Annotated in this window: 24 protein-coding genes; 10 read left to right on the top strand and 14 right to left on the bottom strand. The window is 72.4% G+C overall.

What is annotated here, in order from left to right; all coding sequences use genetic code 11:
• Positions 1-46: 46 nt before the first annotated feature.
• The gene (locus D581_RS0112580) at positions 47-763 is read right to left on the bottom strand and encodes an SIMPL domain-containing protein (RefSeq protein WP_018957572.1); all 717 of its coding nucleotides are present in this window, start codon (positions 761-763) and stop codon (positions 47-49) included.
• 140 nt (positions 764-903) lie between these two features.
• Between D581_RS0112580 and D581_RS0112575 the strand changes: the two genes are divergently transcribed.
• A complete protein-coding gene (locus tag D581_RS0112575; protein ID WP_026290456.1) occupies positions 904-2,733 on the top strand; it encodes a 5'-nucleotidase C-terminal domain-containing protein in 1,830 nt (609 codons plus the stop codon).
• A gap of 245 nt (positions 2,734-2,978) precedes the next feature.
• Here the strand turns inward: D581_RS0112575 and D581_RS0112570 are convergent, their stop codons facing one another.
• Together D581_RS0112570 and D581_RS0112565 are read right to left on the bottom strand one after the other, a co-directional pair.
• A complete protein-coding gene (locus D581_RS0112570; protein WP_018957570.1) occupies positions 2,979-4,406 on the bottom strand; it encodes a SidA/IucD/PvdA family monooxygenase in 1,428 nt (475 codons plus the stop codon).
• Positions 4,403-5,878, bottom strand: a complete 1,476-nt coding sequence (locus D581_RS0112565; protein ID WP_018957569.1) for an aminotransferase class V-fold PLP-dependent enzyme — start codon at positions 5,876-5,878, stop codon at positions 4,403-4,405. Before D581_RS0112565 ends, D581_RS0112570 begins: the two co-directional genes overlap by 4 nt.
• 602 nt (positions 5,879-6,480) lie before the next feature.
• Between D581_RS0112565 and D581_RS0112560 the strand changes: the two genes are divergently transcribed.
• Together D581_RS0112560 and D581_RS0112555 are read left to right on the top strand one after the other, a co-directional pair.
• Complete coding sequence (locus tag D581_RS0112560; protein ID WP_018957568.1) at positions 6,481-6,921, top strand: ATP-binding protein; 441 nt, start codon at positions 6,481-6,483, stop codon at positions 6,919-6,921.
• Positions 6,922-7,104: 183 nt separating this feature from the next.
• Positions 7,105-7,506: an ArsR/SmtB family transcription factor gene (locus tag D581_RS0112555; protein ID WP_032752702.1), complete on the top strand. Its 402-nt coding sequence runs from the start codon at positions 7,105-7,107 to the stop codon at positions 7,504-7,506.
• A gap of 62 nt (positions 7,507-7,568) precedes the next feature.
• On the opposite strand, the gene pepN is transcribed toward D581_RS0112555, so the two are convergent.
• From pepN to D581_RS0112540, 3 genes are all read right to left on the bottom strand, one after another.
• Positions 7,569-10,187 carry an aminopeptidase N gene (gene pepN, locus D581_RS0112550; RefSeq protein WP_018957566.1) on the bottom strand — a complete coding sequence of 873 codons (2,619 nt, stop codon included), beginning with the start codon at positions 10,185-10,187 and terminating at the stop codon, positions 7,569-7,571.
• Positions 10,188-10,377: 190 nt separating this feature from the next.
• Positions 10,378-10,740 carry a chorismate mutase gene (locus D581_RS0112545; RefSeq protein WP_018957565.1) on the bottom strand — a complete coding sequence of 121 codons (363 nt, stop codon included), beginning with the start codon at positions 10,738-10,740 and terminating at the stop codon, positions 10,378-10,380.
• Positions 10,741-10,812: 72 nt separating this feature from the next.
• Positions 10,813-11,691 (bottom strand): helix-turn-helix domain-containing protein, encoded by an 879-nt coding sequence (locus D581_RS0112540; protein ID WP_018957564.1) that lies wholly within the window; start codon positions 11,689-11,691, stop codon positions 10,813-10,815.
• A gap of 237 nt (positions 11,692-11,928) precedes the next feature.
• Between D581_RS0112540 and D581_RS0112535 the strand changes: the two genes are divergently transcribed.
• Positions 11,929-13,734 (top strand): glycoside hydrolase family 35 protein, encoded by a 1,806-nt coding sequence (locus tag D581_RS0112535; RefSeq protein ID WP_018957563.1) that lies wholly within the window; start codon positions 11,929-11,931, stop codon positions 13,732-13,734.
• 31 nt (positions 13,735-13,765) lie between these two features.
• On the opposite strand, the gene D581_RS0112530 is transcribed toward D581_RS0112535, so the two are convergent.
• Positions 13,766-14,545 carry a serine protease gene (locus D581_RS0112530; protein ID WP_018957562.1) on the bottom strand — a complete coding sequence of 260 codons (780 nt, stop codon included), beginning with the start codon at positions 14,543-14,545 and terminating at the stop codon, positions 13,766-13,768.
• 232 nt (positions 14,546-14,777) lie between these two features.
• Here D581_RS0112530 and D581_RS0112525 point away from each other — a divergent pair, with 232 nt between their 5' ends.
• Both D581_RS0112525 and D581_RS0112520 read left to right on the top strand, forming a co-directional pair.
• Complete coding sequence (locus D581_RS0112525) at positions 14,778-15,680, top strand: hypothetical protein (RefSeq protein ID WP_018957561.1); 903 nt, start codon at positions 14,778-14,780, stop codon at positions 15,678-15,680.
• Between the two features lie 30 nt (positions 15,681-15,710).
• Complete coding sequence (locus tag D581_RS0112520) at positions 15,711-16,466, top strand: ankyrin repeat domain-containing protein (RefSeq protein WP_018957560.1); 756 nt, start codon at positions 15,711-15,713, stop codon at positions 16,464-16,466.
• Positions 16,467-16,469: 3 nt separating this feature from the next.
• Here D581_RS0112520 and D581_RS0112515 read toward each other — a convergent pair whose 3' ends face one another.
• The 3 genes from D581_RS0112515 to D581_RS0112505 all read right to left on the bottom strand — a co-directional run bounded on the left by D581_RS0112515 (position 16,470) and on the right by D581_RS0112505 (position 18,985).
• The gene (locus D581_RS0112515; protein WP_018957559.1) at positions 16,470-17,042 is read right to left on the bottom strand and encodes a GNAT family N-acetyltransferase; all 573 of its coding nucleotides are present in this window, start codon (positions 17,040-17,042) and stop codon (positions 16,470-16,472) included.
• 92 nt (positions 17,043-17,134) lie between these two features.
• Positions 17,135-17,911, bottom strand: a complete 777-nt coding sequence (locus D581_RS0112510) for a VOC family protein (RefSeq protein WP_018957558.1) — start codon at positions 17,909-17,911, stop codon at positions 17,135-17,137.
• Between the two features lie 141 nt (positions 17,912-18,052).
• Complete coding sequence (locus tag D581_RS0112505) at positions 18,053-18,985, bottom strand: SDR family oxidoreductase (RefSeq protein WP_018957557.1); 933 nt, start codon at positions 18,983-18,985, stop codon at positions 18,053-18,055.
• A 147-nt stretch (positions 18,986-19,132) separates the two neighbouring features.
• Here D581_RS0112505 and D581_RS0112500 point away from each other — a divergent pair, with 147 nt between their 5' ends.
• Genes D581_RS0112500 through D581_RS0112485 form a run of 4 tightly spaced genes read left to right on the top strand, consistent with a single transcriptional unit; the run spans position 19,133 to position 22,580 of the window.
• Complete coding sequence (locus tag D581_RS0112500) at positions 19,133-19,876, top strand: enoyl-CoA hydratase family protein (RefSeq protein ID WP_018957556.1); 744 nt, start codon at positions 19,133-19,135, stop codon at positions 19,874-19,876.
• Between the two features lie 3 nt (positions 19,877-19,879).
• The gene (locus D581_RS0112495) at positions 19,880-20,770 is read left to right on the top strand and encodes a CoA-transferase (RefSeq protein ID WP_018957555.1); all 891 of its coding nucleotides are present in this window, start codon (positions 19,880-19,882) and stop codon (positions 20,768-20,770) included.
• Positions 20,767-21,516 (top strand): CoA-transferase, encoded by a 750-nt coding sequence (locus D581_RS0112490; protein WP_018957554.1) that lies wholly within the window; start codon positions 20,767-20,769, stop codon positions 21,514-21,516. The genes D581_RS0112495 and D581_RS0112490 overlap by 4 nt, the downstream gene beginning before the upstream one ends.
• Entirely contained in the window at positions 21,516-22,580 is a 1,065-nt protein-coding gene (locus D581_RS0112485) for a nitronate monooxygenase (RefSeq protein ID WP_018957553.1), read from the top strand. Before D581_RS0112490 ends, D581_RS0112485 begins: the two co-directional genes overlap by 1 nt.
• A 209-nt stretch (positions 22,581-22,789) precedes the next feature.
• On the opposite strand, the gene D581_RS0112480 is transcribed toward D581_RS0112485, so the two are convergent.
• The 4 genes from D581_RS0112480 to D581_RS0112465 form a co-directional block, all read right to left on the bottom strand.
• Positions 22,790-24,469 (bottom strand): DEAD/DEAH box helicase, encoded by a 1,680-nt coding sequence (locus D581_RS0112480; protein ID WP_018957552.1) that lies wholly within the window; start codon positions 24,467-24,469, stop codon positions 22,790-22,792.
• 197 nt (positions 24,470-24,666) lie between these two features.
• Positions 24,667-24,870, bottom strand: coding sequence for a cold-shock protein (locus D581_RS0112475; protein ID WP_015607926.1), 204 nt, complete (start codon positions 24,868-24,870; stop codon positions 24,667-24,669).
• Positions 24,871-25,169: 299 nt separating this feature from the next.
• Positions 25,170-26,327, bottom strand: a complete 1,158-nt coding sequence (locus D581_RS0112470) for an acetyl-CoA C-acetyltransferase (protein ID WP_018957551.1) — start codon at positions 26,325-26,327, stop codon at positions 25,170-25,172.
• 42 nt (positions 26,328-26,369) lie between these two features.
• Complete coding sequence (locus D581_RS0112465) at positions 26,370-26,981, bottom strand: TetR/AcrR family transcriptional regulator (protein WP_026290454.1); 612 nt, start codon at positions 26,979-26,981, stop codon at positions 26,370-26,372.
• Between the last annotated feature and the right edge of the window lie 19 nt (positions 26,982-27,000).

Raw genomic sequence — 27,000 nt, 5'->3', positions numbered from 1 at the left:
TTGTTGACAACTGTTGAATTGTGCAGCGGGGTGCTCTGATGAGCGTTTATCCGAGGTTCGGCGGGATGAGGGTGAATGCCGCTTCGACCTGGGCGTCGACGTTCTGGCGTACGGGTTCGAGGTCGAGGGGGGCCGCTTCGGGGGCGGTTTCCGCGCGGGCGGAGCGGAGGACTCCTGCGCCGCCGTAGGTCGCGGTGGTGAAGGTGGCTCCGCCGACGCTTCCGGTGTCGCTGAGTTCGAGGAGGGCGCCGATGCGGGTGTCGAGGGCTTCGGCGTATTCGCGGGCGCGTTGGAGTGCTTCCTGGACGGCTTGGCGGCGGGCGGTGGCGTGGTGGGGGGAGGTGGGGCGCAGTGCCCACCAGGGGCCGTCGACGCGGGTGAGGTCGTTGTCGGCGAGGCGGGTGACGAGTTCGCCGAGGGTGGTGAAGTCGTTGAGGGTTGCGGTGAGTTGGATGCTGCCGTGGTAGGCGCGGATGCGTTCGGCGCGGCCGTGGCGGGTGAGTTCGGGGCGGATGGCGAGGGTGCCGGTCTCCAGTTTCTCGATGGTGTCGCCGTAGGTCTTGATGAGGTCGAGGGTGGTGGTGTTGCGGCGGGTGAGGTCGTCGAGGGTGGTGCGGCGGTCGGTGTTGCGGGCGGTGAGGGTGACGGCGATGCGGGCGATCTCGGGGTCGACTTCGAGGTGGGCTTCGCCGCGGACGGTGACGCGGGGGGCGGCGGGGGTGCCGTGGGAGGGGTGGGCGCCGGGTGTGGGGGTTTCGGTCATGTGTTCACTGTGGCATGGGGGGTGGGGTGTCGTGGTGTGTGTCGCGTGGTCATCGGATCGAAACCTGCGTGGGGTGTTGTGGGTGGTGGTGGCTGAGCCAGAATCTACGCGCGTTGCCCTACTGAACGAGGAGTGAAGAGATGCCGTTGAACCCGTTGAACCGTAGGACGTTTCTGGGCCGTTCGGCTGCCGCCGGTGCGGGTGTGGCGATGGCAGGCGGTGCGGTCGTGGGCTCGGCCGGTGCGGCGGAGGCGAAGGGGCCCGGTCACGGTCATGGGCGTCCGGCGAAGCGGTATGCGTTCACGGTGATGGGCACGACCGATCTGCACGGGAACGTCTTCAACTGGGACTACTTCACGGACAAGGAGTACGACGACTCCGCGCACAACGATGTCGGTCTGGCGAAGATCTCGACGTTGGTGGAGCGGGTGCGCCGGGAGAAGGGCCACCGGAACACGTTGTTGATCGACGCGGGTGACACGATCCAGGGCACGCAGTTGTCGTACTACTACGCGAAGGTCGATCCGATCACGGCGCGGCGTGGTCCGGTGCATCCGATGGCGCGGGCGATGAACGCGATCGGTTACGACGCGGCGGCGCTCGGGAACCACGAGTTCAATTACGGCATTCCGGTGCTGCGGAAATTCGAGGAGCAGTGCGACTTTCCGTTGCTGGGGGCGAATGCGCTGGATGCGAGGACGTTGCGGCCGGCGTTCGCTCCGTATGTCATCAAGCGGATGCGGACGCCGTTCGGGCGTGATGTGCGGGTGGCGGTGCTGGGGCTGACGAATCCTGGTATCGCGATCTGGGACAAGGCGAATGTGGGCGGGAGGATGGTGTTCCCGGGTCTGGAGGAGCAGGCGGCGAAGTGGGTGCCGAAGCTGCGGTCGATGGGTGCGGATGTGGTGCTGGTCTCGGCGCATTCGGGTTCTTCGGGGACGTCGTCGTGGGGTGATCAGTTGCCGTACGTGGAGAACGCGGCGGCTCTGGTGGCGGAGCAGGTGCCGGGGATCGACGCGATTCTGGTGGGGCACGCGCATGTGGAGATCGCCGAGCACTTCGTGACGAACAAGGAGACGGGGAAGCGGGTCGTGCTCTCGGAGCCGGCGAAGTGGGGTCAGCGGCTGACGCTGTTCGATTTCGATCTGGTGTGGGAGAGGGGCCGCTGGACGGTGGAGAGGGCCGGTTCGCGGGTGTTGAACTCCAACACGGTGCCGGAGGACCGGAAGGTGACGTCGCTGCTGCGGTCGGAGCACCGCAAGGTGGTGGAGTACGTCAATCAGGTGATCGGTACGTCGGTGGTGGCGATGTCGACGGCGGACGCGCCGTGGAAGGACGAGCCGATCATCGATCTGATCAACCAGGTGCAGACGGAGACGGTGAGGGCGGCGCTGGCGGGTGGGGAGTTCGCGGCGTTGCCGGTGTTGTCGCAGGCTTCGTGCTTCTCGCGTACGGCGGGGATTCCGGCCGGTGAGGTGACGATCAAGGACGCGGCGGGGCTGTATCCGTTCGAGAACACGCTGGAGGCCCGGCTGCTCACGGGTGCGCAGGTGAAGGATTATCTGGAGTATTCGGCGCGGTATTTCGTGCGGACGCCCGCGGGGGATCCGGTGGACACGGCGAAGTTGACGAACGCCGACGGGATTCCGGACTACAACTACGACGCGGTGTCGGGGGTGACGTATGACATCGACATCGCCCGGCCGGTGGGTTCGCGGATCGTGGGGCTGGCCTTCGAGGGGAAGGCGATCGATCCGGCGGCGCGGTTCGTGTTCGCGGTGAACAACTATCGGGCGAGTGGTGGGGGGAACTTCCCGCATGTGCCGGGTGCACGGCAGGTGTGGGCGGATTCGGACGAGATCCGGAACACGATCATCGGGTGGGTGCGGGAGAAGGGGTCGGTGGATCCGGCCGTGTTCGCTTCGGTGGGGTGGCGGCTGACGCGTGATGGGGCGCCGGTGTTCCCGTAACGCCGGTGTTGTCGCCGTAACGCCGTTGGTGCCGCGATCCCTTGGCGCCGGGGCTCCCGTAACACCCGTGTTGCCGTGATGCCCGTGTTGCCGTGATCTCTTGGCGCCGGTGTTCCCGAAACGCCCGTGTCCCGTAACGCCGGTGTTCCTGTGGCGCCCGTCTTCCCGTATCGCTGTGCGCGGTGGGTTGTTCGTTCGGCCCGGGTCTCCTTCGGTGGGGGCCCGGGCCGTTCCTTGTGCGGGGGCTAGACGGATTGGCTCAGGGGGACGAGGGCGTGGCCCTGGGCGGGGATTCTCGGGGGTTGGGGGGCGAGGCCGAAGGTGGTGAAGGCGGTGCGGGCGGGGAGGGGGTAGGGGTTGGCGTCGGTGAGGTTGTTGAGGATGGTGGCGCTGCGCCAGGCGGCGAGTCCGAGGTCGGGGGCGCCGACTCCGTGGGTGTGGCGTTCGGCGTTCTGTACGTAGACGTGTCCGGTGACTGCGGGGTCGAGGACGAGGCGGTACTGGTCGTCGATGCGGGGGCGGTGGGAGGCGTCGCGGCTGAGGTAGGGGCCGAGGCTGCCGAGGACGGCGTCGAGGGGGCGTTCGCGGTAGCCGGTGGCGAGGATGACGGCGTCGGTGGTGAGGCGGGAGCGGGTGCCTTGCTGGGTGTGTTCGAGGTGGAGTTCGACGCGGGTGTTGGCGACGCGTCCGGCGGTGCGGACGTGGACTCCGGGGGTGAGGGTGGCGTCGGGCCAGCCGCCGTGGAGGGTGCGGCGGTAGAGCTCGTCGTGGATGGCGGCGATGGTGTCGGCGTCGATGCCTTTGTGGAGTTGCCATTGGCGGGGGACGAGTTCGTCGCGGGCGGTTTCGGGGAGGGCGTGGAAGTAGCGGCTGTAGTCGGGGGTGAAGTGTTCGAGGCCGAGTTTTGAGTACTCCATGGGGGCGAAGGCCTGGGTGCGGGCGAGCCAGTGGATCTTCTCGGCGCCTTCGGGGCGGGCGCGCAGGAGGTCGAGGAAGATCTCGGCGCCGGACTGTCCTGATCCGATGACGGTGATGTGTTCGGCGGTGAGGAGCCGTTCGCGGTGGCGGAGGTAGTCGGCGGAGTGGAGTACGGGGACGGTTTCGGCTTCGGCGAGGGGTTTGAGGGGTTCGGGGACGAAGGGTTCGGTGCCGATGCCGAGGGCGATGTGGCGGGCGTAGGCGCGGCCGAGGGCTTCGGCTTCGCCGTCGCGGTCGATTTGGGTGAAGTCGACTTCGAAGAGGGCGCGGTCGGTGTTCCAGCGGACGGCGTCGACCTGGTGGCCGAAGTGGAGGCCGGGGAGTTGTTCGCTGACCCAGCGGCAGTAGGCGTCGTACTCGGCCCGTTGGATGTGGAAGCGCTCGGCGAAGTAGAAGGGGAAGAGGCGGTCGCGGGTGCGGAGGTAGTTGAGGAAGCTCCAGGGGCTGGTGGGGTCGGCGAGGGTGACGAGGTCGGCGAGGAAGGGGACCTGGAGGCTGGCGCCGTCGAGGAGGAGGCCGGGGTGCCAGTGGAAGGCGGGGCGTTGTTCGTAGAAGGTCGCGGCGAGGGGGCGGGGGTCTTCGGTGCTCGCGGGGATGTTGTGGGCGAGTGCGGCGAGGGAGAGGTTGAAGGGGCCGATGCCGATGCCGACGAGGTCGTGTGGCTGGTCGGGGGCGGGGGCGGGCCGGGCGGTCATCGCGGGGTGTCGCTTTCCGTGGGGTGAGGGGTGGGGTGGGTCGCGGTGGGGGTGGTGGGTGGGTGGGTGAGGTGGTCGGTGGTGGGTGGGTGGGTGAGGTGTTCGGTGGTGGTTTCGGTGATGAGGTCGAGGAGTGCTTGGAGGTCCTGGGGGGTGGTGTGGGGGTTGAGGAGGGTGGCTTTGAGCCAGAGGCGGCCTTCGGCGTGGGCGCGGCCGAGGACGGCGTGGCCGCGTTGGAGGAGGGTGCGGCGGACGGTGGCGACGGTGTGGTCGTCGGCGTCGGTGGGGCGGAGGAGGACGGTGCTGATGGTGGGGCGGTCGTAGAGGTCGAGGGTGGGGTTCTTGGTGACGAGGTCGGCGAGGTGGTGGGCGGTGGCGAGGGTGCGGTCGATGAGGTCGGCGAGTCCGGTGCGGCCGAGTGCCTGGAGGGTGACGGCGATCTTGAGGGCGTCGGGGCGGCGGGTGGTGCGGAGGGAGCGGCCGAGGAGGTCGGGGAGGCCGGCTTCGGTGTCGTCGTCGGCGTTGAGGTAAGGGGCGTGGTGGTGAAGGGGGGTGAGGTGGTGGTGTTCGGGTACGGCGAGGACGCCGGCACAGGCGGGTTGCCAGCCGAGTTTGTGCAGGTCGAGGGTGACGCTTTGGGCTCGGTCGAGGCCGTGGAGGAGGGTGCGGTGGGTGGGGCTGAAGAGGAGGGGTCCGCCGTAGGCGGCGTCGATGTGGAGTTCGGCGCCGTGGGTGGTGCAGAGGTCGGCGATGGCGTCGAGGGGGTCGATGTCGCCGGTGTCGGTGGTGCCGGCGGTGGCGACGACGAGGAGGGGGCGGTGGAGTTCGGTGAGGGCTTGGTCGAGGGCGGCGAGGTCGAGGGTGCCGGTGGGGGCGGGGACGACGACGGGTTGGGGGAGGCCGAGGAGCCAGGCGGCGCGGGTGATGCTGTGGTGGGCGTTGGCGCCGCAGATGGTCTGTACGGGGCCGTGGCGTTCGCGGGCGAGGAGCAGGGCGAGTTGGTTGGCCTCGGTGCCGCCGGTGGTGATGACGGCGTCGGGTGAGCGGGTGTGGGGGTAGATCTCGGCGGCGAGTGCGGTGGTGAGGTCGGCTTCTAGGGCGGAGGCGGCGGGGGCTTGGTCCCAGGAGTCCATGGAGGGGTTGAGGGCGCTGGCGGCGAGGTCGGCTGCTGCTGCCAGGGCGAGGGGTGGGGTGTGGAGGTGGGCGGCGCAGTGGGGGTGGGCGGGGTCCGCGGCGCCTGCGGCGAGGGCGGTGACGAGGCTCCGGAGGGCGTGGTGGGGTCCGGTGCCGTGGTCGGGGATGAGGGGGTGGGTGGCGGTGCGGGTGCGGGGGGTGACGGTGTCGGGTCCGCCGGCGGGGAGGGGGCCGTCGCGGAGGGTGGCGCCGTCGTGGAGTGCGGTGAGGACGGTGTCGATGAGGGGGCGGAGGGCGGCGGGGCCCGCGGTGCCTCCGGCGAGGGGCGGGGTGGGCATGGGTGAGGTGGTCCTTCGGGTGCGTGGGGGTGGGCGTGCCGGCTTGTCCCGGGTTTCGGGTGGCGCGGCCGAAGAGCCCAACGATCTGAACTCGAAAGGGGTACTGCCGGTGGGTGTGGCCTGGTTGGGGAGGCCAGGGCGGTAGGGGTGTGCGGTTGTGGGACGGGTGTGCGTGTCGGGGGAAGGCCGAGGTGGCGGGGTGGCTGAGGTGGCGGGGAGGCCAAGGTGAGGGGGTGGCGGAGGTGGGCGGGCCGGGGTGGGTGGTGGGGCGGCCGAGGTAGGGCGTGACCGTAGTGGGGGGCGGCCCGAGGTGGGCGGGCCAGGGTGGTGGGGCGGCCGAAGTGGGCGGGGTAGCTGAAGTGGCCGAGGTGGGCGGGGAGGCCGAGGTGGGCGGGACGGCTGAAGTGGGCCGCACGGGGTGGGGTTCGGGGTGAGCGGCCGGGTCGGGGGCTGGGGCAGCACTCGCCAATCCTTGCTCAATGAGTGAATTGCAGATTTCAGCAATCCACTACATGCTGTACGGGCCGCTCCGCCGCCGGCGCGCGGCCCCCGCGCGGCTCTCCGGCCCGCGGCGGTGGTTTCCTGGCCGGGGAGTCCGCCCGATGATCACGCCGCCCGACACGTTGCCGTACCGGCATGTGCTGACGCTGCCCGCGGTGGGGGCGGCCGTGCGCGTCGCCCGGGAGACCGCCGAGCAGGTGCTGGCGGAGTGGGGGGTGAGGCCGGGCGACACGTGCCGGGATCCGGCGCTGCTGATCCTCAGCGAGCTGGTGGCCAACAGTGTGCGGCATGCGGCGGTGCTCTCACCGAACGTGACGGTGGTGTTCGCGGGCGGGCCGGGCACGTTCGCGTTCGGCGTGCACGACCGTCACCCCTACCGGCCGGCTCTGTTCGCGTCCGCCGGTACGGCTCCGGGGCGGGGCCTGGCCACCGTGATGGAGCTGACCCACGGTCTGGGGGGCAGCGCGGTGGTGCGGGGCGATGTCGACGAGGGCGGCAAGAGCATCTGGATCACGCTCCCGCTGCGGCCCGGCGGCCGGTGAACGGACCGGCGGGTGACTTCCCGGGCTGTCGGGTGACTTCCCGGGCTGTCGGGTGACTTGGCGGCGGGGTGCCGTCCCCGGGTTCATCCGTGGGGCGCGAAGGCGCGAGGATGAACCCATGGAGAAGAGTTCTGGTCAGCTGTGGTGCGACGGATTCCCGGTGTGCGGAACGGGGCCGCGCCGGTGAGCACACCGCTGTACCGATTGAAGGCGGAGTTCTTCAAGACGTTGGGGCACCCGGTCCGGATCAGGGTGCTCGAACTGCTCAGTGAACGCGAGCACGCGGTCTCGGAGATGCTGAACGAGGTGGGGGTCGAGGCCGCCCATCTCTCGCAGCAGCTGGCCGTGTTGCGCCGTGCCGGCCTCGTGACGGCCCGGCGGGAGGGCTCGGCCGTCCACTACACGCTGGCCGACCCGGGGGTGGCGGAGCTGCTGCGGGTGGCGCGGACGATCCTGACCGGGGTGCTGGCGGGCCAGGCGGAGCTGCTGGCCGATCTGCGGGCGACGGGCGGTTCCGGGGACGACGACGCCCCGGTCGGGGCTGCGGACGACGTCGCGGACGGGAGCGGCGACGGCCCCGGCTGATCCTCCGTGCCGCCCGGCCGCGGGGCGGGAAGCGGTTCCCGTCCCGCGGCGGTGCGCGTCGGTCAGCCGGCGACGGCGACGGCGACGGCGACGGCCGACCGTACGGCGAGGGCGCGGCGCAGGTCGTCGAGCTGGTCGACGAGCTTGCGGCGCAGCGCGGGGGTGAGGGCCGGGTCGTCCAGGGCGCGGGTGCCGGTGCCGAGGCTCGTGGGGTCGACGGCGTAGGCGGGGAAGGCGTAGCGTCCGGCGGCTTCGGCGATGGCGGGGCCCCGGCGGGCGGCGAGGGCGATGGCGTCCGGGTAGAAGCGGGCCACGTAGTCGTCGGTCAGCTCTTCCTGTCCGGGCTGCCAGAAGCCCTGGGCGGTGGCGGTGAAGAGGTAGTTGGACAGGGTGTCGTCGGTGAACAGGGCGTTCCAGGCTGCGGCCTTGGCCTGGGCGGTGGGCAGCGCGGCACGGCAGCGGGCGGCGCCCTCGCGGCCGGTGGCGCTGGGGTCGGCTTCGAGTGCGTCCGCGATGGTGGTCTCGTCGGTGGCGCCGAGGACGGCGAGCCGGGTGAGGATGCGCCAGCGCAGCTCGGGGTCGAGCTCGGGTCCGCCGTGGACGGTGCCTTCGTCGAGCCAGCTGCGGAGGGTGTCGGGCTGGGTGGCGGCGTCGATGAAGTGGCGTACGGCGATGAGGCGGAGGCCCGGCTGTGAGCCGTCCTCGGTGCGGCGGATGAGGTCGCGGCAGAGGTCGGTGAGGGTGGCGCGGGCGGCGGGCAGGTCCTCGGGGTTGGTGTAGCGGTCGACGACCTGGCCGGCGGCGAAGGACAGGACGCCCTGGACGAGCGCGAGGTCGGTCTCGTGCGGGAGGTGCGTGCGGGCGGTCGCGAGGTAGGTGGCGGGAGGGAGCCGCGCGTCGCGGACCATGTCCCGGGCGGTGTTCCAGACGACGGCCCGGGTGAGGGCGTCGGGGATGCCGGAGAGACTGGTCAGGGCGGTGTCCCAGGAGGCGGTGTCCAGGCGGATCTTGGCATAGGTGAGGTCGCCGTCGTTGAGGACGACGAGGGCGGGGCGGCGGCCGGGGCGGATCGTGGGCGTCCCGTCGCCGGGTACGTCGAGGTCGAAGCGGTCGCGCAGGGCGAGGTGGCCGAGGCCTGGCTGGGTGCCCAGGGCGTGGTCGTAGGCGCCGACGGTGACGCGGTGGGGGCGGGAGCCGTCGCGGGTGACGGTGAGGGCCCAGGACTGGGTGTTGCCGGTCGGCTCGGTGGGGCCGCCGGTGGTGGGGCTTGCGGTGGGCTCGGGGGCGCTGATCTCGGCGGTGAGGGTGTCGATGCCGGTGGTGCGCAGCCACTGTTCGGCCCAGGCGTGGACGTCGCGGTCGGTGGCGGAGGCCAGGTTGTCGATGAAGTCGGCGAGGGTGGCGTTGGCGAACTTGTGGCGGGCGAAGTGGGTGTTGATGCCGGCCAGGAAGTCCTTCTCGCCGAGCCAGGCGACGAGTTGGCGCAGTGCAGAGGCGCCCTTGGCGTAGCTGATGCCGTCGAAGTTGAGGAGGGCGGACGCGGTGTCGGGGACGGCGTCGGGGTCCGGGGCGACGGGGTGGGTGGAGGGGCGCTGGTCGGCGTCGTAGCCCCAGCCCTTGCGGGCGACGCCGAAGTCGACCCAGGTGTCGGGGAAGGGGGTCTCCCCTGCTCGCACGGAGTTGGGAGCGCGGGGAAGGGTGACCTCGGTGAGGGTCTGGTAGCCCATGTACTCGGCGAAGGACTCGTTGAGCCAGATGTCGTCCCACCAGGCCAGGGTGACGAGGTCGCCGAACCACATGTGGGCCATCTCGTGGGCGATGACCATGGCGCGGGTCTGCCGCTCGGTGTCGGTGACGGCGGAGCGGTAGACGAACTCGTCGCGGAAGGTGACGAGTCCTGGGTTCTCCATGGCGCCCGCGTTGAACTCGGGGACGAAGGCCTGGTCGTAGGAGTCGAACGGGTAGGGCTCGTCGAACTTCTCGTGGTAGCGGTCGTAGAGGGCGCGGGTGATGTCGAGGATCTCGTCGGCGTCGGCGTCCAGGTACGGGGCGAGGGAGCGGCGGCAGTGGATGCCGAAGGGGAGCCCGGCGTGCTCGGTGGTGACCGAGTGCCAGGGCCCTGCGGCGACCGCGACGAGGTAGGTGGAGACGAGGGGTGTGGGGGCGATGGTCCAGCGCCCCTCCCCCGTGTGTTCGGCGACGCCGTTGCCGAGGACGGTCCAGCCTTCGGGCGCGGTGACGTCGATGGCGAAGACGGACTTGAGGTCGGGCTGGTCGAAGGCGGCGAAGACGCGCTGGACGTCCTCCATGAACAGCTGGGTGTAGACGTAGGTCTCGCCGTCGGTGGGGTCGGTGAAACGGTGCATGCCCTCGCCGGTGCGGGAGTAGTGCATCGCGGCGTCGACGCGCAGTTCGTGGGGGCCGGCGGTGATTCCGGTGAGGGGGTAGCGGTTGCCGTCGAGGAGGGCGGGGTCCAGGGGTTGTCCGTCGAGACTGATCGAGCGCAGGGTGGCGGGCTTGACCTCGACGAAGGTGTCTCCGGCCGCGCGGGCGGTGAACCGGATGGCGGTGGCGGAGTCGAAGGTCTCCTCGCCGGTGGTGAGGTCGAGGGCGATCGTGTACCGCTCCACGTCGAGGATCTGGGCTCGGGTCTGCGCTTCGTCGCGCGTCAGTACGGACATGTCCCCATGCTGCCGTACGGGGGACGGCGGGCGCAGCGGGGTTCTCCCTGGGCGGACGGGGCGGTCCGGGGGAGGCGCGCAGGGCGGGTCTCGCGGGGCGCGTCTCTGGGCCCGGACGGTCGGGTTTCACGGTGCGCGTCTTCGGTCCGGACGGTCGGACTTCGCGGTGCGCGTTCCTGGGCCCGGACGGTCAGGCTCCGGTGGTGGCGCCCCTCGTGTCTCCGGTGCGGTCGGCGTCGCCGTTCCCCGCTTCGTCGGCGATGCGCTCGTGGTGGCGGATCACCTCGGCGATGATGAAGTTCAGCAGCTTCTCGGCGAACGCCGGGTCCAGGTTGGCGCTCTGCGCGAGCTGCCGGAGCCGGGCGATCTGTCGGGTCTCGCGGGCGGGGTCGGCGGGCGGCAGCCTGTGGTCCGCCTTGAGGCGGCCGACCTGCTGGGTGGCCTTGAACCGCTCGGCCAGCATGTGGACGACGGCGGCGTCGATGTTGTCGATGCTCTCGCGCAGCCGGTTCAGCTCGGCCTGGACGGACGCGTCGATTTCGCTCGTACTCATGGTCAGCGAGCTTAGGGCCCCGCGCCGCCGCTCCCCAATCGCCGGTGGGCAGCGGGTGGTGGACGGCCACGCTCAGGTGGTGATGGTCGGTGGGTCGTCGGGGTCGGGCACCCGGTCGCTCCAGCCGCCGGGCACGCTGCGGCCCTGCTGTTCGCGGAAGCGGACGGGGGCGGTGCCGACCCGGCGGGCGAAGAGCCGGGAGAAGTAGGCGGGGTCGTCGTAGCCGACGCGGCGGGCCACGGCGGCGACCGGGAGGTCGGTGGCGGCGAGGAGTTCCTTGGCCCGGCCCAGGCGGATGCCCAGCAGGTAGTCCTTGGGGCTGCAGCCGGCGCCGCGCCGTACGGCGGTGCGCAGTTCGGCGGGGGTCATGCCGTGCCGGGCGGCGTGCTCGGCGACGGTGAGCGGCTGGTACGCGTCGCGGGCCAGCGCCTGGAGCACCGGGTCGCCGTCGGGGCCGATGTCGGCGCGGGCGCGGCGCAGGGTGACGAGGAGTTCGTGGACGGCGGCCCCGGTCTCCACCTCCAGGAGGGGGTTGCCGCGCCGGGCGGCGCGCACGATGCGTCCGACGGCCGCGCGGGGGGCGGCGGTGTCGGAGAGGGGGACGAGGGGGCGGTCGGGCTCGATGTAGCCGAGTTCGGTGTACGTGGTGGTGGCGGGGCCGGTGAAGTCGACGAAGCTCTCGTCCCAGCCGGTGCCGGGGTCGGCGCCGTAGTGGTGGCGGGTGCCGGGGGTCAGCCAGATGAGGCTGGGGCCGGTGACGGGGGTGCGGCGGCCGTCGGGGCCCTTGAACCAGCCGGTGCCGGAGTTGACGATCACGGCGACGTGGTGGTCGAGGGTGCGGGGCCCGACGGTGGGCAGCGCCCCGTGCTGGAGTCCGACGCCGAGGCAGACGAGGCCCAGGCGGTGGTGGAGCGGGCTCGGGGTGAAGAAGCGCATCCAGGTGTGGTACATCGCGGTCCTTCCTCTCCCTGCTGGTCCGGGTGCCGACCCGGCAGGCCAGTGGTGTCCGGTCCCCGCTGGCCTGTGGTGTCCGGGCAGGTCCGTGGTGTCCGGTCCCCGCTGGTCCGTTGTGTCCAATCAACAGAGATCTTTGTCCATGGACCGGGTGCGGCGCCAGAGGTGAAGGTGGTCGGACCCATCGACCGGAGGGCCGCCGGGTGCGGCCGAGCACAGGAGCGTACGAGCACCATGACCGACTTCACCGTGGGGGACGACTGCTTCCGGCTCGACGGGAAGCCCGTGCGGCTGCTGTCGGGCGCCCTGCACTACTTCCGGGTGCACGAGGCGCAGTGGGAGCACCGGCTGGCGATGCTCGCCGCGATGGGGCTGAACTGCGTCGAGACGTACGTGCCGTGGAATCTGCACGAGCCCCGGGAGGGCGAGGTCCGGGATGTCGGGGCCCTCGGCCGGTTCCTGGACGCGGCGGGGCGGGCGGGGCTGTGGGCGATCGTGCGGCCGGGTCCGTACATCTGCGCCGAGTGGGAGAACGGCGGCCTTCCGGTGTGGGTGACGGGCAGGTTCGGGCGTCGGGTGCGCACCCGGGACGCGGCGTACCGGGCGGTGGTGGAGCGGTGGTTCCGGGAGCTGCTGCCGCAGGTGGTGCAGCGGCAGGTGTCCCGGGGCGGTCCGGTGATCCTCGTACAGGCGGAGAACGAGTACGGGAGTTACGGCAGCGACGCGGTGTACCTGGGGTGGCTGGTGGGGCTGTTGCGGCAGTGCGGGGTGACGGTCCCCCTGTTCACGTCGGACGGCCCGGAGGACCACATGCTGACCGGTGGTTCGGTGCCGGGGCTTCTGGCGACGGCGAACTTCGGTTCGGGGGCGCGGGAGGGTTTCGAGGTGCTGCGCCGGCATCAGTCGAGGGGCCCGCTGATGTGCATGGAGTTCTGGTGCGGCTGGTTCGACCACTGGGGGGCCGAGCCGGTGCGCCGGGATCCGGAGCAGGCGGCCGGGGCGCTGCGGGAGATCCTGGAGTGCGGGGCGTCGGTGAACATCTACATGGCTCACGGGGGGACGAACTTCGGGGGGTGGGCGGGGGCGAACCGGTCCGGCCCGCATCAGGACGAGTCGTTCCGGCCGACGGTGACGTCGTACGACTACGACGCGCCGGTCGACGAGTACGGGCGGGCCACGGAGAAGTTCCGGCTGTTCCGGGAGGTCCTGGAGGCTTACGCCGAGGGGCCGTTGCCCGCGCTGCCGCCGGAGCCGGTCGGGCTCGCCGGGCCGGTTCGGGTGGAGCTGGCGGAGTGGGCCGGGCTCGGGGACGTCCTGGAGGCGCTGGGCGATCCGGAGACGGAGTCGGGGGTGCCGCCGACGTTCGAGGAGCTGGGCGTGGACCGGGGTCTCGTGCGCTACCGGGTGGCGGTGCCGGGGCCGCGCCAGGCGTATCCGCTGGGGGCCGCGGGGCTGCGGGACCGGGCGGTGGTGTACGTGGACGGGGTCCGGGCCGGGGTGCTGACCGAGGAGTCCGGCACGCTGCCCGAGCCGGTGGCGGGCCCGGCGGAGGTCGAGCTGTGGGTGGAGTCGCTGGGCCGGGTCAACTACGGGCCGCGCCTCGGCGAGCCGAAGGGCGTCACGGGTGGGGTGCTGCACGAGCGGCAGTATCTGCACGGGGTACGGGCCCGGGGGCTGCGGCTGGACGCCTTCGAGGAGGGGGGCGCGGTGGCGGGGGTGCCGTTCGGGCCGGTGCCGAGGGTCCCTGGGGGGACTGGGTTGTTCCGGGGGACGTTCAGCGTCGAGGGGACGGACGGCGTCGATCACGCGGGGCTGCGGCTGCCCGGCTGGACGCGCGGCTTCGTGTGGGTGAACGGCTTCTGTCTGGGCCGGTACTGGTCGGCGGGTCCGCAGGAGACGCTGTACGTGCCGGGTCCGGTGCTCCGGGAGGGCGTCAACGAGGTCTGGGTGCTGGAGCTGGAGAGCGCGGGCGAGCCGTGTGTGGAGCTGGGCCCGGGGGCGCCCGTACGGACGGGCGCCCCCGGGGTGGTTCAGCCGTGATCACCCGCGGGGGTGCGGGCGGTCGGGAGCGTCAGAGACCGGCGGCCGCGGAGGCGATGGCGGAGGCGAAGGTCGAGACCTCGGTGTAGACGCCGGGGTAGTTGGGTCGGGCACAGCCCTGGCCGTAGCTGGTGATCCCGACCTGGACCCAGGCTCCGGCGTTGTCCCGGCGGAACATCGGGCCGCCGGAGTCACCCTGGCAGGTGTCGACGCCACCGGTGCTGAGGTAGCCGGCGCAGATTTCCTCCCCGGCGACGAATGAGCTGCCGTAGGCGGAGCGGCAGGCGGTGTCGGAGACGAACGGGACGTCGGCCTTGAGCAGGTAGCGCTGCTGGCTGCCGCCCTCGCGGTTGGCTCCCCAGCCGGCGACGGTGAAGGTGCCCTGGTTGTAGGCGGTGGTGGTGGCGATCTTCAGGGTGGGCAGGTTGATGGGCCGGGCGAGCTTGATGAGCGCCCAGTCCTTGCCGGTGCCGTTGTAGCCGGGGGCCTGGAGGACCTTGGTGGAGCGGACCTTGATGGCGCTCGTCGACTGGAGGTCGACGACGCCGGCGGTGGCGGTGATCGAGGTGTTGTTGCCCGATCCGTTCACGCAGTGGGCGGCGGTGAGGACGATGTCCTTGGCGTAGAGGGCGCCGCCGCAGCCCATGGAGAGCCGGACCATGAAGGGGAACTCGCCCTGGGCGGCGCGGGTTCCGCCGACGATGGGGTTGGGGGCGGCGGAAGCGGTGACGGGCTGGAGGCCGACGACGGCTATGGCGACGGTGGCGACGACGACGGAACATCTCTTCAGCGCACGCAGGAGCTGCTTCACGGGGAGCCTTCTTTCGTGGGGGGTTGCTGTGGGAACCACGACGGGACGACTCCATGACTTAGTCATGAACCCGTCAAGGCCATCCGATTATCGGGATGTGGTCACCGCTGCCACAAGGCACACTTTTCGGCCAAGCCCTGTGCGGTGGATTCCCGCGCCCCTCGGGCGGCCCGGCCTACAGTGGAGACCGGCCGCGGGCGGGGCCTCGGCCGGAGCGGATGGGGGTACGGACGTGAGGGACGGCAGTCCGGGCGCACCGGTCGTCCACGGCTTTCCGCATCTGGACACGGTCCGGTCCGCGATCACCGCGCTGTACCGGCGGCTCTCACCGGACGGCGTCCACACCTACGGCACCAGCCTGGTCCCCGCCGACGCCGCCTTCTCCGACGCGGACGATCTCCACCTCGGCGCCCAGCGGGTGGCCCGGGCCCTGGTCCAGCACCTCCATCTGCCCGAGGCCCGCATGATCGTCGGCTTCCGGGCGATGGAGCACGCGGCGAGCGTGGAACTGACCGCCGGCCCCGAGTACTTCATCGAGCTCAACGACCGCTTCCGCACCCACCGCAGGGACATCGGGGCGGCGCTCGCGCACGAGGTCACCCATGTACTGCTGCACCGGCTCGGCCTGGAGTTCCCCGGCACCCGCGCCAACGAGATCCTGACCGACACGACGACGGCCTACCTCGGCGCGGGCTGGCTGTTGCTGGACGCGTTCCGGGAGGACGCCACCTCCCGCCAGAAGCTCGGCTATCTCACCCCCGAGGAGTTCGGATACGTCCTGGCCAAGCGGGCGTTCGCCTTCGGCGAGGACCCCTCCCCGTGGTTCACCAGCCCCCAGGCGTACACCGCGTACACCAAGGGGCGGGAGCGGGCGCTGCACGATCTGCGCAGGCCCCCGCTGACCGCCGCGGGCTGGGCGGGCCGCCGCCGCTACGCCAAGGACCGGCGGTACGCCCAGGACCACCCCGGCACGAGCCCGGACCCGAACGTCCCGTACGCCTTCGAGGCCGGCGATCGGGGACTGCGCGTCTCCTTCCCCTGCCCCACCTGCCACCAGCGCATCCGGGTCCCCGTCCGGGGCCGGTTCACCGCGCGCTGCGGGCTGTGCCGGACCGCCCTGGAATGCGACACCTGAGCGTCGTTCCGGCCACCGTAGGATCGAAGCATGACGAACGAGCCGATCAGGGACGAACTACACCTGTTCGACGCGCTGTACGAGGACGAGAACGCGGTCGTACGGGCGCTGCGCTCGGGCGCGCCGGCCGAGTCGAGCGACGAGGAGGGCACGACGGCGCTCTATCTGGCGTCGGTGCAGGACCTGCTGGGGGCGGTGCGCCTGCTGCTCGCCGTCGGGGCGGACCCGAACCGGGCGAGCGGCCCGGAGGCGAGCGACCTGCCGCTGTGCGGGGCGGCGTGCGGCGGGCACACCGAGGTGGTGGAGGCGCTGCTGTCCGCCGGGGCCCGGCCGGATCTGCGCGAGGAGTTCGGTTTCACCGCGCTGCGGTGGGCGGTCGGTCTGGGGCACGCCCCGACGGTGGAAGTGCTCCTGGCCGGGGGCGCGGACCCGCTGCTGCCGGGCCCGCAGGGCGAGGCGATGCTGGTGCTGGCGGCGCAGCGCGGATCCCCGCGGACGGTACGGGCGCTGCTCGCGCACGGTGCGGGGGCGGCGGGGCAGGAGTCCGTGGTCGCGCTCGCGCTGGCCGAGGCGCGGCGCGTCGCCGCCCTCGATCCGGAGCGGGAGTTGCGGCGGCTGCTGGAGGAGTCGTACGGCTCCGGCATCGAGACGGTGACGCTCCGCGACCGCAGGGACGGCGAGGAGACGGTGGCGGTGGAGTTGCTCAGGGACGGGGTGCCCGCGGCCGGCGCGGACCAGCACACGGGCCACGGGGAGATCGCGGCCCTGCTGGGCGGGCCGTCGTAGCCGCTACCGGGCTCCCGGCCGGCCGCGCTCCCAGGCCTCACGGGTGAGTACGTACTCGACCTCGCCGTGCTCGGAGCCCTCGATGGCCTCCGGCCAGTCCTCGGTGTAGGCCCGCAGGAAGGTCAGCCCGGTCTTCTCCATCACGCGCCGGGACCCGGTGTTGACCGCCATGGTGTTGGCGGTGACCCGCTGGACCCCGAGGTCGGTGAACCCCTTGTCGACCAGGGCCCGCGCGCCCTCGGTGGCGTAACCCCGGCCCCAGGCGGCCCGGTTCAGCCGGTAGCCGAGTTCGGCGACGGCGGGGTCGTGGTCGTCCAGCGGCCGGAGCTCGAACCAGCCCAGAAAGGCTCCGGTGTCCTTCTCCCGCGCGGCCCAGAAGCCGCGGGTTCCGGTGCACGGGTGGTCGTGGAGGAGCCTCGGCAGGGTCCGGTCCCGGATGTCCTCGGCGCTCGTCGGCCGGCCGCCGTTGATGTACCGCATGACAGCGGGGTCGTTGTCGAGGGCGAGCAGGTCGGGAGCGTCGGCGTGCGCGACCGGGCGCAGGACGAGCCGGTCGGTCTCCAGGAAGGTGCGCATACAGCGATCCTCCCCGCCGGCGGCCGGGCCGCGCCACCCGATATGTGCGGGGGTCAACGGTCCGGGCCGGGGCCCTGGCGCCCGGCCCGGGATCAGGGCCCTGGACCAGGTCCCGGGCCCTGGAGGTGGTCCCGGCCCTGGAGGTGGTCCCGGCCCTGGATCAGGAACGTCAGCCCTTCCGGGCTGCGCAGCCGCACGACGCGGCGGGCGCCTTCTCCGGCGAGGGTGACGAGGTCCGGCCCGTGGGCGCGGGCCCGGCGGATCACCGCGTCCGGATCGTCCACGGCGAGGGCCAGCTCCCACTGGGGCCCGGAGCCGGTGGCGGTGCCGGCCGCGCCCGAACCGGCTTCCCGGAAGACCGCCCGGCCGAGGGGCGTGCCCGTCGTCCTGGCGTAGAACTCCCGGGCCCGCTCGGGGTCTTCGCAGGCCAGGACCGCGTGGTGGGGGGTGCCGTCGGCCGTGGCCGAGGCCGGCCACCCGGCGAACCCCCGCGGCCGCCAGAGGGAGAGGACGGCGCCCGCCGGGTCGATCAGTGTGGCGATCCGGCCCTGGTCCCCCGCGTCGAACGGCGGGACGACGACCTGCGCCCCGTTCGCCACGGCCAGAGCCGTACGGTGGTCCACATCGTCGACCGCGAGGTAGTAGGCGATGTGCGGCGGCGTACCGGGCGGGTACACCGGCTGGGCGAGATCGCTCACCCCGCCGATCCGGTCGCCCCCGGCGGAGATCTTGACGGCCCGCCGCCAGTCCTCCTCGTCCACGGCGAACTCCCAGCCCAGTACCGAGGAGAAGAAGGCGGCGGTGCCGGACGGGTCGCGGGTCTTGAGGTCCATCCAGCAGAACTCGTTCATCGGGCCGTGCCGCGTCATCGTGCGCTCCTTGGGTGTCCTCTGCTGGATACCGGGCGCCCGTACGGCTGCGCAAGCGGGTTTCCCGCGCCGTACGCGATCGGCGGGGCGCGGTCGCGGGGCACGGGACACGGGAGCCCGGCATGATCCGAACGAGAAGCCTCAGGACGCCCCGTAGACCCGCCCCGGCTCCTCCGCGTCCGCCAGCAGTCGGCGCACCGTTTCGCCCGCCTCGGCCGGGGACCTGCGCGCGCCCCGGTCGTCGGTGGGGCCCGGGCGCCAGCCCTCCATGACGGTGATGCGGCCCGCCTCGGCCTCGAAGACGCGGCCCGTCACCCCCTCGCTCGCGGCGGAGCCGAGCCAGACGACGAGGGGGGAGACGTTCGCGGGGGCCATGCCGTCGAACTCCCCCGCCCCCGGGGCCGCCATCGTCTCGGCGAAGGTCCGCTCGGTCATCCGGGTCCGGGCGGCCGGGGCGAGGGCGTTGACGTGGACCCCGTACCGGCCCAGCTCGGCTGCCGCGACCAGGGTCAGGGCGACGATTCCGGCCTTGGCCGCCGCGTAGTTGCCCTGTCCCACGCTGCCGAGGAGCCCGGCGCCCGAGCTGGTGTTGACCACCCGGGCGACCGGCGCCCGGCCCGCCTTCGCCTCGGCCCGCCAGTGGGCTGCGGCGTGCCTGAGGGGCAGGAAGTGGCCCCTGAGGTGGACCCGCATCACCGCGTCCCAGTCGTCCTCGTCCAGGTTGACGAGCATCCGGTCGCGCAGGAAGCCCGCGTTGTTGACCAGGGTGTCGAGGCGGCCGAAGGCGTCCACGGCGGCCATGACCAGGGAGTCGGCGCCCTCGGCCGTGGCGATGTCGCCGGCGTGGACGACGGCTTCGCCGCCCGCCGCCACGATCTCGTCGACGACCGCCCGGGCCGGGCCTGCGGATTCCCCGTCCCCGCCGGGTCCGACGCCGAGGTCGTTGACGACGACGCGCGCCCCTTCGGCGGCGAAGGCCAGGGCGTGGGCCCGGCCGAGCCCCCGCCCGGCGCCCGTGACGGCGACGACCCGGTCCGCGCAGAGTCCGGCACGGCGTGCGATGGATGCGGTCATCTCATCTCCCCAGGATCGACGGCTGGTTGACTGCCGGCAGCCCGCCGGCGGTCGATTGGCGACCGGTGGACGGCCGGTTGGCGCGCGGGGGCGGGACTGCTACCGTCCACCTAACAAATGTTTGGTGGAAAGGTAGCTGATCCTCCGATGAGTGTCTCCACCGCCTGCCCCTCGGACGGCGTCCGCGTCGTCACCGTGGACCACCCGCCCGTCAACGCGCTCCCCGTACAGGGCTGGTACGACCTGGCGGACGCCGTCCGGGCGGCGGGCCGCGATCCCGGGGTCCGGTGCGTCGTCCTGGCCGCCGCCGGGCGCGGCTTCAACGCGGGCGTCGACATCAAGGAATTGCAGCGCGATACGGGGCACGAGGCCCTGATCGGCGCCAACCGCGGCTGCGCCGAGGCGTTCGCCGCGGTGTACGCCTGCGAGGTCCCGGTCGTCGCGGCGGTGCAGGGGTTCTGCCTGGGCGGCGGGGTCGGACTCGTCGGGAACGCCGACGCGATCGTCGCGAGCGAGGACGCGGTCTTCGGCCTGCCGGAGCTGGACCGGGGCGCGCTCGGCGCCGCGACCCACCTGGCCCGGCTGGTCCCGCAGCACCTGATGCGCACGCTGTACTACACCTCCCGCACCGTCACCGCGGCCGAGCTGCTCGCCCACGGTTCCGTCTGGCGGGTGGTCCCGGCCAACGAACTGACGGACGCCGCCATGGGGTTGGCGGCCGAGATCGCCGCCAAGGACGGTCATCTGCTGCGGCTCGCGAAAGCCGCACTGAACGGCATCGACCCCGTCGACGTACAGCACAGCTACCGCTTCGAGCAGGGTTTCACCTTCGAGGCGAACCTCGCCGGGACCGCCTCCCGGGTCCGCGACACCTTCGGCAAGGAGGCCTGAACCGTGACCACTCCCCCTCGTCCGCGCGACAAGACGATGACGCCCGAGGAGGTCGTCGACCGGCTGAGCAGCGGCATGACGATCGGGATCGGCGGCTGGGGGTCGCGCCGCAAGCCGATGGCCCTGGTCAGGGCGCTGCTCCGGTCGTCCGTCACCAATCTCACGGTGATCTCCTACGGCGGCCCGGACGTGGGACTGCTGGCCGCGGCGGGCCGGATAGCCCGTCTGGTCACGGCGTTCGTGACGCTCGACTCGATCCCGCTGGAGCCGCACTACCGAGCGGCCCGGCAGCGCGGGGCGTTCGCGTTGACGGAGATCGACGAGGCGATGTTCATGTGGGGACTGCACGCGGCGGCGAACCGGCTGCCCTTCCTGCCGGTTCGCGCGGGCATCGGTTCGGACGTGATGCGGGTCAACCCCGGGCTGCGCACGGTGACTTCACCGTACGAGGACGGCGAGGAGTTCGTGGCGGCGCCGGCCCTGCGGATGGACGCGGCGCTGGTCCACCTCAACCGGGCGGACCGGCTCGGCAACGGCCAGTACCTGGGCCCCGACCCGTACTTCGACGACCTGTTCTGCGAAGCGGCGGACGCCGCGTACGTCTCCTGCGAACGCATCGTGAGCACGAGGGAGTTGACGGAGAACTCCCTCGCCCCGCAGACCCTTCTCGTCCAACGGCACTCGGTCGCCGGTGTGGTGGAGACGCCGGGCGGGGCGCACTTCACGTCCTGCGTACCCGACCACCCGCGTGACGAGCCGTTCCAGAAGGCGTACGCGGCCGCTGCGGCGGACCCGACGGCCTGGGCGGCTTTCGCAGCCCGCTTCCTGCCGCCGGACGGCGACGAGAAGGGCTACCGGCAGGCGGTCCGCACCTGGCACGAGGAGCAGAAGTGAACGCGACCACGACCGGAGGCATCACCCGTGCCGAGTACTGCGTGATCGCGTGCGCGGAGGCCTGGCGGGGCGACGGCGAGATCCTGGCCAGCCCGATGGGCGCCGTGCCGTCGGCCGGGGCGCGGCTGGCCCGGCTGACCTTCGCCCCCGACCTGCTGCTCACGGACGGCGAGGCGACGCTCGTCGGCCCGGACGGTGAGGCGGAGGGCTGGCTGCCCTACCGCAGGCACCTGGCCCTGGTGACCGGCGGACGGCGGCACGTGATGATGGGCGCGAGCCAGATCGACCGCTTCGGCAACCAGAACATCTCCTGCGTCGGCGACTGGGAACAGCCCTCCCGCCAGCTGCTCGGGGTCCGTGGCGCACCCGTCAACACGCTGAACAATCCGGTGAGTTACTGGATCCCCCGGCACTCCCCCCGGGTCTTCGTCGAACGCGTCGACATGATCTGCGGGGTCGGCCACGACAGCGCGAGGGCGGCGGGCCCGTCCGCCACCCGCTTCCACCGCATCCCCCGGGTCGTCAGCGATCTCGGGGTCTTCGACTTCGCGACGCCCGACCGCTCGATGCGCCTCGCCTCGGTCCACCCCGGCGTCACGGTGGACCAGGTCCGAGAGGCGACGGGTTTCACGCTCACGGTCCCGGACGGCGTCCCGGACACCCGCGCCCCCTCCCCCACCGAACTCGCCCTGATCCGCGAGGTCGTCGACCCGGCCGGCACCCGGGACCGGGAGGTCCGGTCCTGATGCGCACCGCCCTGACCGACCTCGTCGGCGTCCGGCACCCGATCGTGCAGACCGGGATGGGCTGGGTGGCGGGCCCCCGCCTGGTCACCGCGACCGCGCGGGCCGGGGCGCTCGGCATCCTCGCGTCGGCGACCATGTCACCGGACGAGCTGCGTTCGGCCGTACGGGAGGTGAAGTCCCGGACCGACGCGCCGTTCGGGGTGAATCTGCGGGCGGACGCGGGGGACGCCCGGGAGCGGGTCCGGATCATGGTCGAGGAGGGCGTGCGGGTGGCGTCGTTCGCGCTCGCCCCGTCGAGGGAGCTCATCGCGGAGCTGAAGGACGCGGGCGTGGTCGTCGTCCCGTCGGTGGGGGCCCGGCGGCACGCGGAGAAGGTCGCGGCGTGGGGCGCGGACGCGGTGATCGTGCAGGGCGGCGAGGGCGGCGGCCACACCGGCGAGGTCGCCACCACGGTGCTGCTGCCGCAGGTCGTCGACGCGGTGGACATCCCGGTGGTGGCGGCGGGCGGTTTCCACGACGGCCGGGGGCTGGTGGCGGCGCTGGCGTACGGGGCGGCGGGCGTCGCGATGGGCACCCGGTTCCTGCTGACCTCGGACTCGACGGTCCCGGGCGCGGTGAAGGCCCGCTATCTGGCGGCGACCGCCAAGGACATCACCCTGACGAGGGCGGTGGACGGCCTCCCGCACCGGATGCTCCGTACGGAGATGGTGGCGGAGTTGGAGGGTGCGGGCCGGCTGCGCTCCCTGTACCGGGCGCTGCGCCGGGCGTCCGGCTTCCGCCGGATCTCCGGCCTGAGCTGGCCGGGCATGGTCCGCGACGGCCTGGCGATGCGGCACGGCAAGGAGCTGAGCTGGAGCCAGGTGCTGCTGGCGGCGAACACCCCGATGCTGCTGAGGGCGTCGATGGTCGACGGCCGTACGGACCTCGGCATCATGGCCTCGGGCCAGGTCGCGGCCCTGATCCAGGACCTGCCGAGTGTGGCGGAGCTGGTGGACCGGATCGTGGCCGAGGCGGAGACGGCCCTCGCGACCCTGGGCACCGAATTCGGCCCGGCCGACGCGTGAGGGCAGGCCCTGGCTCACATCGGCCCGAGGCCAACGGCCCAGCGGCCGTATCCCACTGTCCGCGACGCCCAGCCCGTCCGGCGCTTGAGGACAAACCCCGGGTCCGGGGCTTTCGGGGCGCTGCCCCGGACCCCGGTCCTCAATCGCCGGACGGCTTAAGGTGACCCCGGTCCTCAAGCGCCCGACGGCCGAGGGGCCCGGTCCCAGCCCTACGCGGCCCGACGCCCCCGCGCAGGCGCGCCGGAGCGGCCTGCGCCACGGGACTCGCCGCCCGATCGCGCCCCGCCACCGGAGCGCGCCGCCCCGCCACCGGAGCGCGCGGCCCCGCCCGAGCGCGCCGCGCCGCCACCGGCACCGCCGGACCCGGCACCCGTACCGGCCCCTCGCCGCCCGCGTCCCCGGCTGCCGGACCGCACCGCTCCCCCGCCGGAGCCGACGCCGGAACCGCCCGGCCGGGTCCGCTGCTTCGGCGGGGTCTGCTGCGGCACCTCGATGACGATCGCGACGCCCGAGGGCTCGCGGGCACCCGTGATCCGGCCCAGTTCCGCGTCGCTGGAGGTGACCCGCGTGGTGCGCGGCGCGATGCCGGCGTCCTGCATCAGCCGGGTCATCTCGCGCTTCTCCTCGGGCAGCACCAGCGTGACGACGCTGCCGGACTCCCCGGCGCGCGCCGTGCGCCCGCCGCGGTGGAGGTAGTCCTTGTGGTCGGTCGGCGGGTCCACGTTGACGACCAGGTCGAGGTCGTCGACGTGGATGCCGCGGGCCGCGACGTTCGTCGCGACGAGCGCGGTGACCTGGCCGTTCTTGAACTGGTCGAGCGTCCGGTTGCGCTGCGGCTGCGAGCGCCCGCCGTGCAGGGCGGCCGCCCGTACACCGCTGGCGAGCAGCCGCTTGGCGAAGCGGTCGGCGGCGCGCTTGGTGTCGACGAACATGATCACCCGGCCCTCGCGGGCGGCGATCTTCGTGGCGACGGCCTTCTTGTCGGTCTCGTCCAGGACGTGGAGGACGTGGTGCTCCATCGTGGTGACCGCGCCGGCGGACGGGTCGACGGAGTGCACGACCGGGTCGGTGAGGAACATCTTCACGAGCCGGTCGATGTTCTTGTCGAGGGTCGCGGAGAACAGCATCCGCTGTCCGTCCGTCTCGACCTGCTTGAGCAGGGCGACGACCTGCGGCATGAAGCCCATGTCGGCCATCTGGTCGGCCTCGTCGAGGACGGTGATGGAGACCTCGTCCAGGCGGCAGTCGCCGCGCTCGATGAGGTCCTTGAGCCGACCCGGGGTGGCGACGAGCACTTCGGCGCCGCGCCGCAGGGTGGCGGACTGCTTGGTGATCGACATGCCGCCGACGACGGTGGCCATCCGCAGGTTCACGGCGGTCGCGTACGGGGTCAGCGCGTCGGTGACCTGCTGGGCCAGCTCGCGCGTCGGCACGAGGACCATGGCGAGCGGCGCGCGCGGCTCGCTGCGGCGTCCGGCGGTGCGGGCCAGCAGCGCCAGGCCGAAGGCGAGCGTCTTGCCGGAGCCGGTGCGCCCGCGGCCGAGGATGTCGCGGCCGGCCAGCGAGTTCGGCAGGGTCGCGCCCTGGATCGGGAACGGCTCGGTGACGCCCTGCGCGGTGAGGGTCTTCAGCAGCCCGGCGGGCATGTCCAGGTCGGCGAAGGCGTCCACGGACGGCAGTGCGGGCGTCACCGTCTCCGGCAGGGCGAACTCGCCCTGCGGCGGGGTGGCGCGGCGGCGGGCCGGGGGCTTGGAGCCGCCCTGGACCTTGGAGCGGGGTGCGCCGCCCCGGCCGTTCGCGGGAGCCTGGGCGCCGGCGCCCTGGCCGCGGCCTCGGCCACGGGCCGGTCGCGAGCGGGGGGTGCGGTCCTGGCGTTCGGAGCTGGTCATACGGAATTGCCCTCCTGGGGGATTCCTGGGCAACTGCCGAGTGGGATTACTGCGATGTGCCGGCCCGACCGTCCGGGTGCGCCCCCAGGATGTGCGCACAGAACGGGTTGTTGCGACGGGTTGTCGCTCGGACAGCACAAACCGGGGCCCGCACCTTCACGGTGCGGGCCCCGGTCAGCGAGGTACGCGTCCGGCAATTAGGCCGGGACGATGTTCTCCGCCTGCGGGCCCTTCTGGCCCTGCGTGACGTCGAAGGAGACCTTCTGGCCCTCCTGGAGCTCACGGAAGCCCTGGGTGGCGATGTTGGAGTAGTGGGCGAAGACGTCGGCGCCGCCGCCGTCCTGCTCGATGAAGCCGAAGCCCTTTTCCGAGTTGAACCACTTCACGGTTCCAGTAGCCATGTCATTCTCCTAAAAGAGGTGCAGTGCCGAGAACCCGCACTTTACGGATTCCAAGTCGCCGCATTGAGCCCCACCCGGAGAAAGCCGGAAAACAATAAAGCGCCTGAGGAAGCATTCCCGTCAGGCGCACATAAAGTTCATGGGTACCAAAACTGCAACGGGAAACATCCTAGCACGCCCTCTCCTCGGGCGGCGGAGCGCGCCGCACCGCCGGAGGGAAAACTTGGCTGACCAGAGGGTGTACGCGCGGGGCCGCCGGGGTCCGCGGGCGGGGCCCGGCCGGGCCCGGGGCCGGGTTCTCAGAGCCGCTCGACGATGGTGACGTTGGCCTGTCCGCCGCCTTCGCACATCGTCTGGAGCCCGTAGCGGCCGCCGGTGCGTTCCAGTTCGTGCAGCAGGGTCGTCATCAGCCGGGCCCCGGTCGCGCCGAGCGGGTGACCCAGCGCGATGGCTCCGCCGTTGACGTTGACCCGCTCGGGGTCGGCACCGGTCTCTTTCAGCCAGGCGAGGACGACCGGGGCGAACGCCTCGTTGATCTCGACGAGGTCGATGGCGTCGAGGGTGAGGCCGGTCTTCTTCAGGGCGTACGCGGTGGCCGGGATCGGGGCCGAGAGCATCCGGATCGGGTCCTCGCCCCGTACGGACAGGTGGTGGACCCGGGCCCTCGGGGTGAGCCCGTGTTCGGCGACGGCCCGCTCCGAGGCGATGAGCAGGGCGGCGGCCCCGTCGGAGACCTGGGAGGAGCAGGCCGCGGTGATGGTGCCGCCCTCCACGACAGGTCGCAGACCGGCCATTTTCTCCAGGGTGGTGTCCCGGCGCGGCCCCTCGTCCGCGGTGACGTCCCCGTACGCGACGGTCTCTCGGGCGAAACGGCCTTCGTCGATGGCGCGGATCGCGCGGCGGTGGGAGGTGAGGGCGAACTCCTCCATGTCCCGGCGGCTGATGCCCCACTTCTCGGCGATCAGCTGGGCGCCGTGGAACTGGTTGACGGGGGCGTCGCCGTAGCGGGCGCGCCAGCCCTCGCTGCCGGCGTACGGGCCCTGGGTGAGGCCGAGGGGTTCGGCGGCCTGCCGGGAGGCGAAGGCGATGGGGATCTGGGTCATGTTCTGGGTGCCGCCCGCGACGACGAGGTCCTGGGTGCCGGAGAGGACGCCCTGGGCCGCGAAGTGGAGGGCCTGCTGGGAGGAGCCGCACTGCCGGTCGATGGTGACGCCGGGGACCTCCTCGGGGAGTCCGGCGGCGAGCCATGACGTCCGGGCGATGTCGCCGGCCTGCGGTCCGACGGTGTCGAGGCAGCCGAAGACGACGTCCTCGACGGCCGCCGGGTCGACTCCGGAGCGGGCGATCAGCTCCTTCAGCACATGTGCGCCGAGGTCGGCGGGGTGGACGGCCCCGAGGCCGCCTCCGCGCCGCCCGACGGGGGTGCGTACCGCTTCGACGATGTAGGCCTCGGCCATGGCTGCTACTCCTCGGGGCGCTCGGATGGACCGGTTCTCCGGTTACGTACGCAGGGCGATTCCGTCGAGCACCATCGAGAGGTACTGACGGGCGATCTCCTCGGGGCTGTGGTGTCCGCCGGGCCGGTACCAGGAGGCCGCGACCCAGACGGTGTCGCGGACGAAGCGGTAGGTGAGGCGGATGTCGAGGTCGTCGCGGAAGGCGCCTTCGGCGACGCCGCGCTCCAGGGTGCCGAGCCAGGCCTTCTCGAACTTCGTCTGCGAGTCGACGAGGTAGGCGAAGCGCGGCTGGGTGGCGAGGTGCTTGGACTCCTTCTGGTAGATCGCGACGGCGGGGCGGTGCCGGTCGATCTCCCGGAAGGACTCGGTGACCAGGGCCTCGATGGTCTCGCGGGGGCCGAGGCCGGCCTCCAGGACCGTGTCGTAGCCCTGCCAGAGCTCGTCGAGGAAGGTGGAGAGGATCTCGTCGATCATCGATTCCTTGGAATCGAAGTGGTAGTAGAGGCTGCCCGCGAGCATCCCGGCCTCGTCCGCGATCCGGCGGACGGTGGTGGCGTTGTATCCCTGGGCGGCGAAGACCTCGGCGGCGGTGGCGAGCAGTTCACGGCGTCGCTCCGGCGTGGGGGTCACCTGGGGCTTCTTCTTGGTAGGCACCCGCCCATTGTCCGCCCGC

This window comes from Streptomyces sp. CNB091 (assembly GCF_000377965.1).
Note: the sequence above shows the minus strand (reverse complement) of the source record. Positions and strands in the feature narration are given on the sequence as shown.

Excerpts from the sequence above, each read along its gene's own strand:
- D581_RS0112510 (WP_018957558.1), bottom strand. The coding sequence starts at position 17,911 with ATGACGCGGCACGGCCCGATGAACGAGTTCTGCTGGATGGACCTCAAG.
- D581_RS0112520 (WP_018957560.1), top strand. The coding sequence starts at position 15,711 with ATGACGAACGAGCCGATCAGGGACGAACTACACCTGTTCGACGCGCTG.
- D581_RS0112560 (WP_018957568.1), top strand. The coding sequence starts at position 6,481 with ATGATCACGCCGCCCGACACGTTGCCGTACCGGCATGTGCTGACGCTG.
- D581_RS0112480 (WP_018957552.1), bottom strand. The coding sequence starts at position 24,469 with ATGACCAGCTCCGAACGCCAGGACCGCACCCCCCGCTCGCGACCGGCC.
- D581_RS0112470 (WP_018957551.1), bottom strand. The coding sequence starts at position 26,327 with ATGGCCGAGGCCTACATCGTCGAAGCGGTACGCACCCCCGTCGGGCGG.
- D581_RS0112535 (WP_018957563.1), top strand. The coding sequence starts at position 11,929 with ATGACCGACTTCACCGTGGGGGACGACTGCTTCCGGCTCGACGGGAAG.
- D581_RS0112575 (WP_026290456.1), top strand. The coding sequence starts at position 904 with ATGCCGTTGAACCCGTTGAACCGTAGGACGTTTCTGGGCCGTTCGGCT.
- D581_RS0112475 (WP_015607926.1), bottom strand. The coding sequence starts at position 24,870 with ATGGCTACTGGAACCGTGAAGTGGTTCAACTCGGAAAAGGGCTTCGGC.
- pepN (WP_018957566.1), bottom strand. The coding sequence starts at position 10,187 with ATGTCCGTACTGACGCGCGACGAAGCGCAGACCCGAGCCCAGATCCTC.
- D581_RS0112500 (WP_018957556.1), top strand. The coding sequence starts at position 19,133 with ATGAGTGTCTCCACCGCCTGCCCCTCGGACGGCGTCCGCGTCGTCACC.
- D581_RS0112565 (WP_018957569.1), bottom strand. The coding sequence starts at position 5,878 with ATGCCCACCCCGCCCCTCGCCGGAGGCACCGCGGGCCCCGCCGCCCTC.
- D581_RS0112540 (WP_018957564.1), bottom strand. The coding sequence starts at position 11,691 with ATGTACCACACCTGGATGCGCTTCTTCACCCCGAGCCCGCTCCACCAC.
- D581_RS0112515 (WP_018957559.1), bottom strand. The coding sequence starts at position 17,042 with ATGCGCACCTTCCTGGAGACCGACCGGCTCGTCCTGCGCCCGGTCGCG.
- D581_RS0112505 (WP_018957557.1), bottom strand. The coding sequence starts at position 18,985 with ATGACCGCATCCATCGCACGCCGTGCCGGACTCTGCGCGGACCGGGTC.
- D581_RS0112485 (WP_018957553.1), top strand. The coding sequence starts at position 21,516 with ATGCGCACCGCCCTGACCGACCTCGTCGGCGTCCGGCACCCGATCGTG.
- D581_RS0112580 (WP_018957572.1), bottom strand. The coding sequence starts at position 763 with ATGACCGAAACCCCCACACCCGGCGCCCACCCCTCCCACGGCACCCCC.
- D581_RS0112570 (WP_018957570.1), bottom strand. The coding sequence starts at position 4,406 with ATGACCGCCCGGCCCGCCCCCGCCCCCGACCAGCCACACGACCTCGTC.
- D581_RS0112545 (WP_018957565.1), bottom strand. The coding sequence starts at position 10,740 with ATGAGTACGAGCGAAATCGACGCGTCCGTCCAGGCCGAGCTGAACCGG.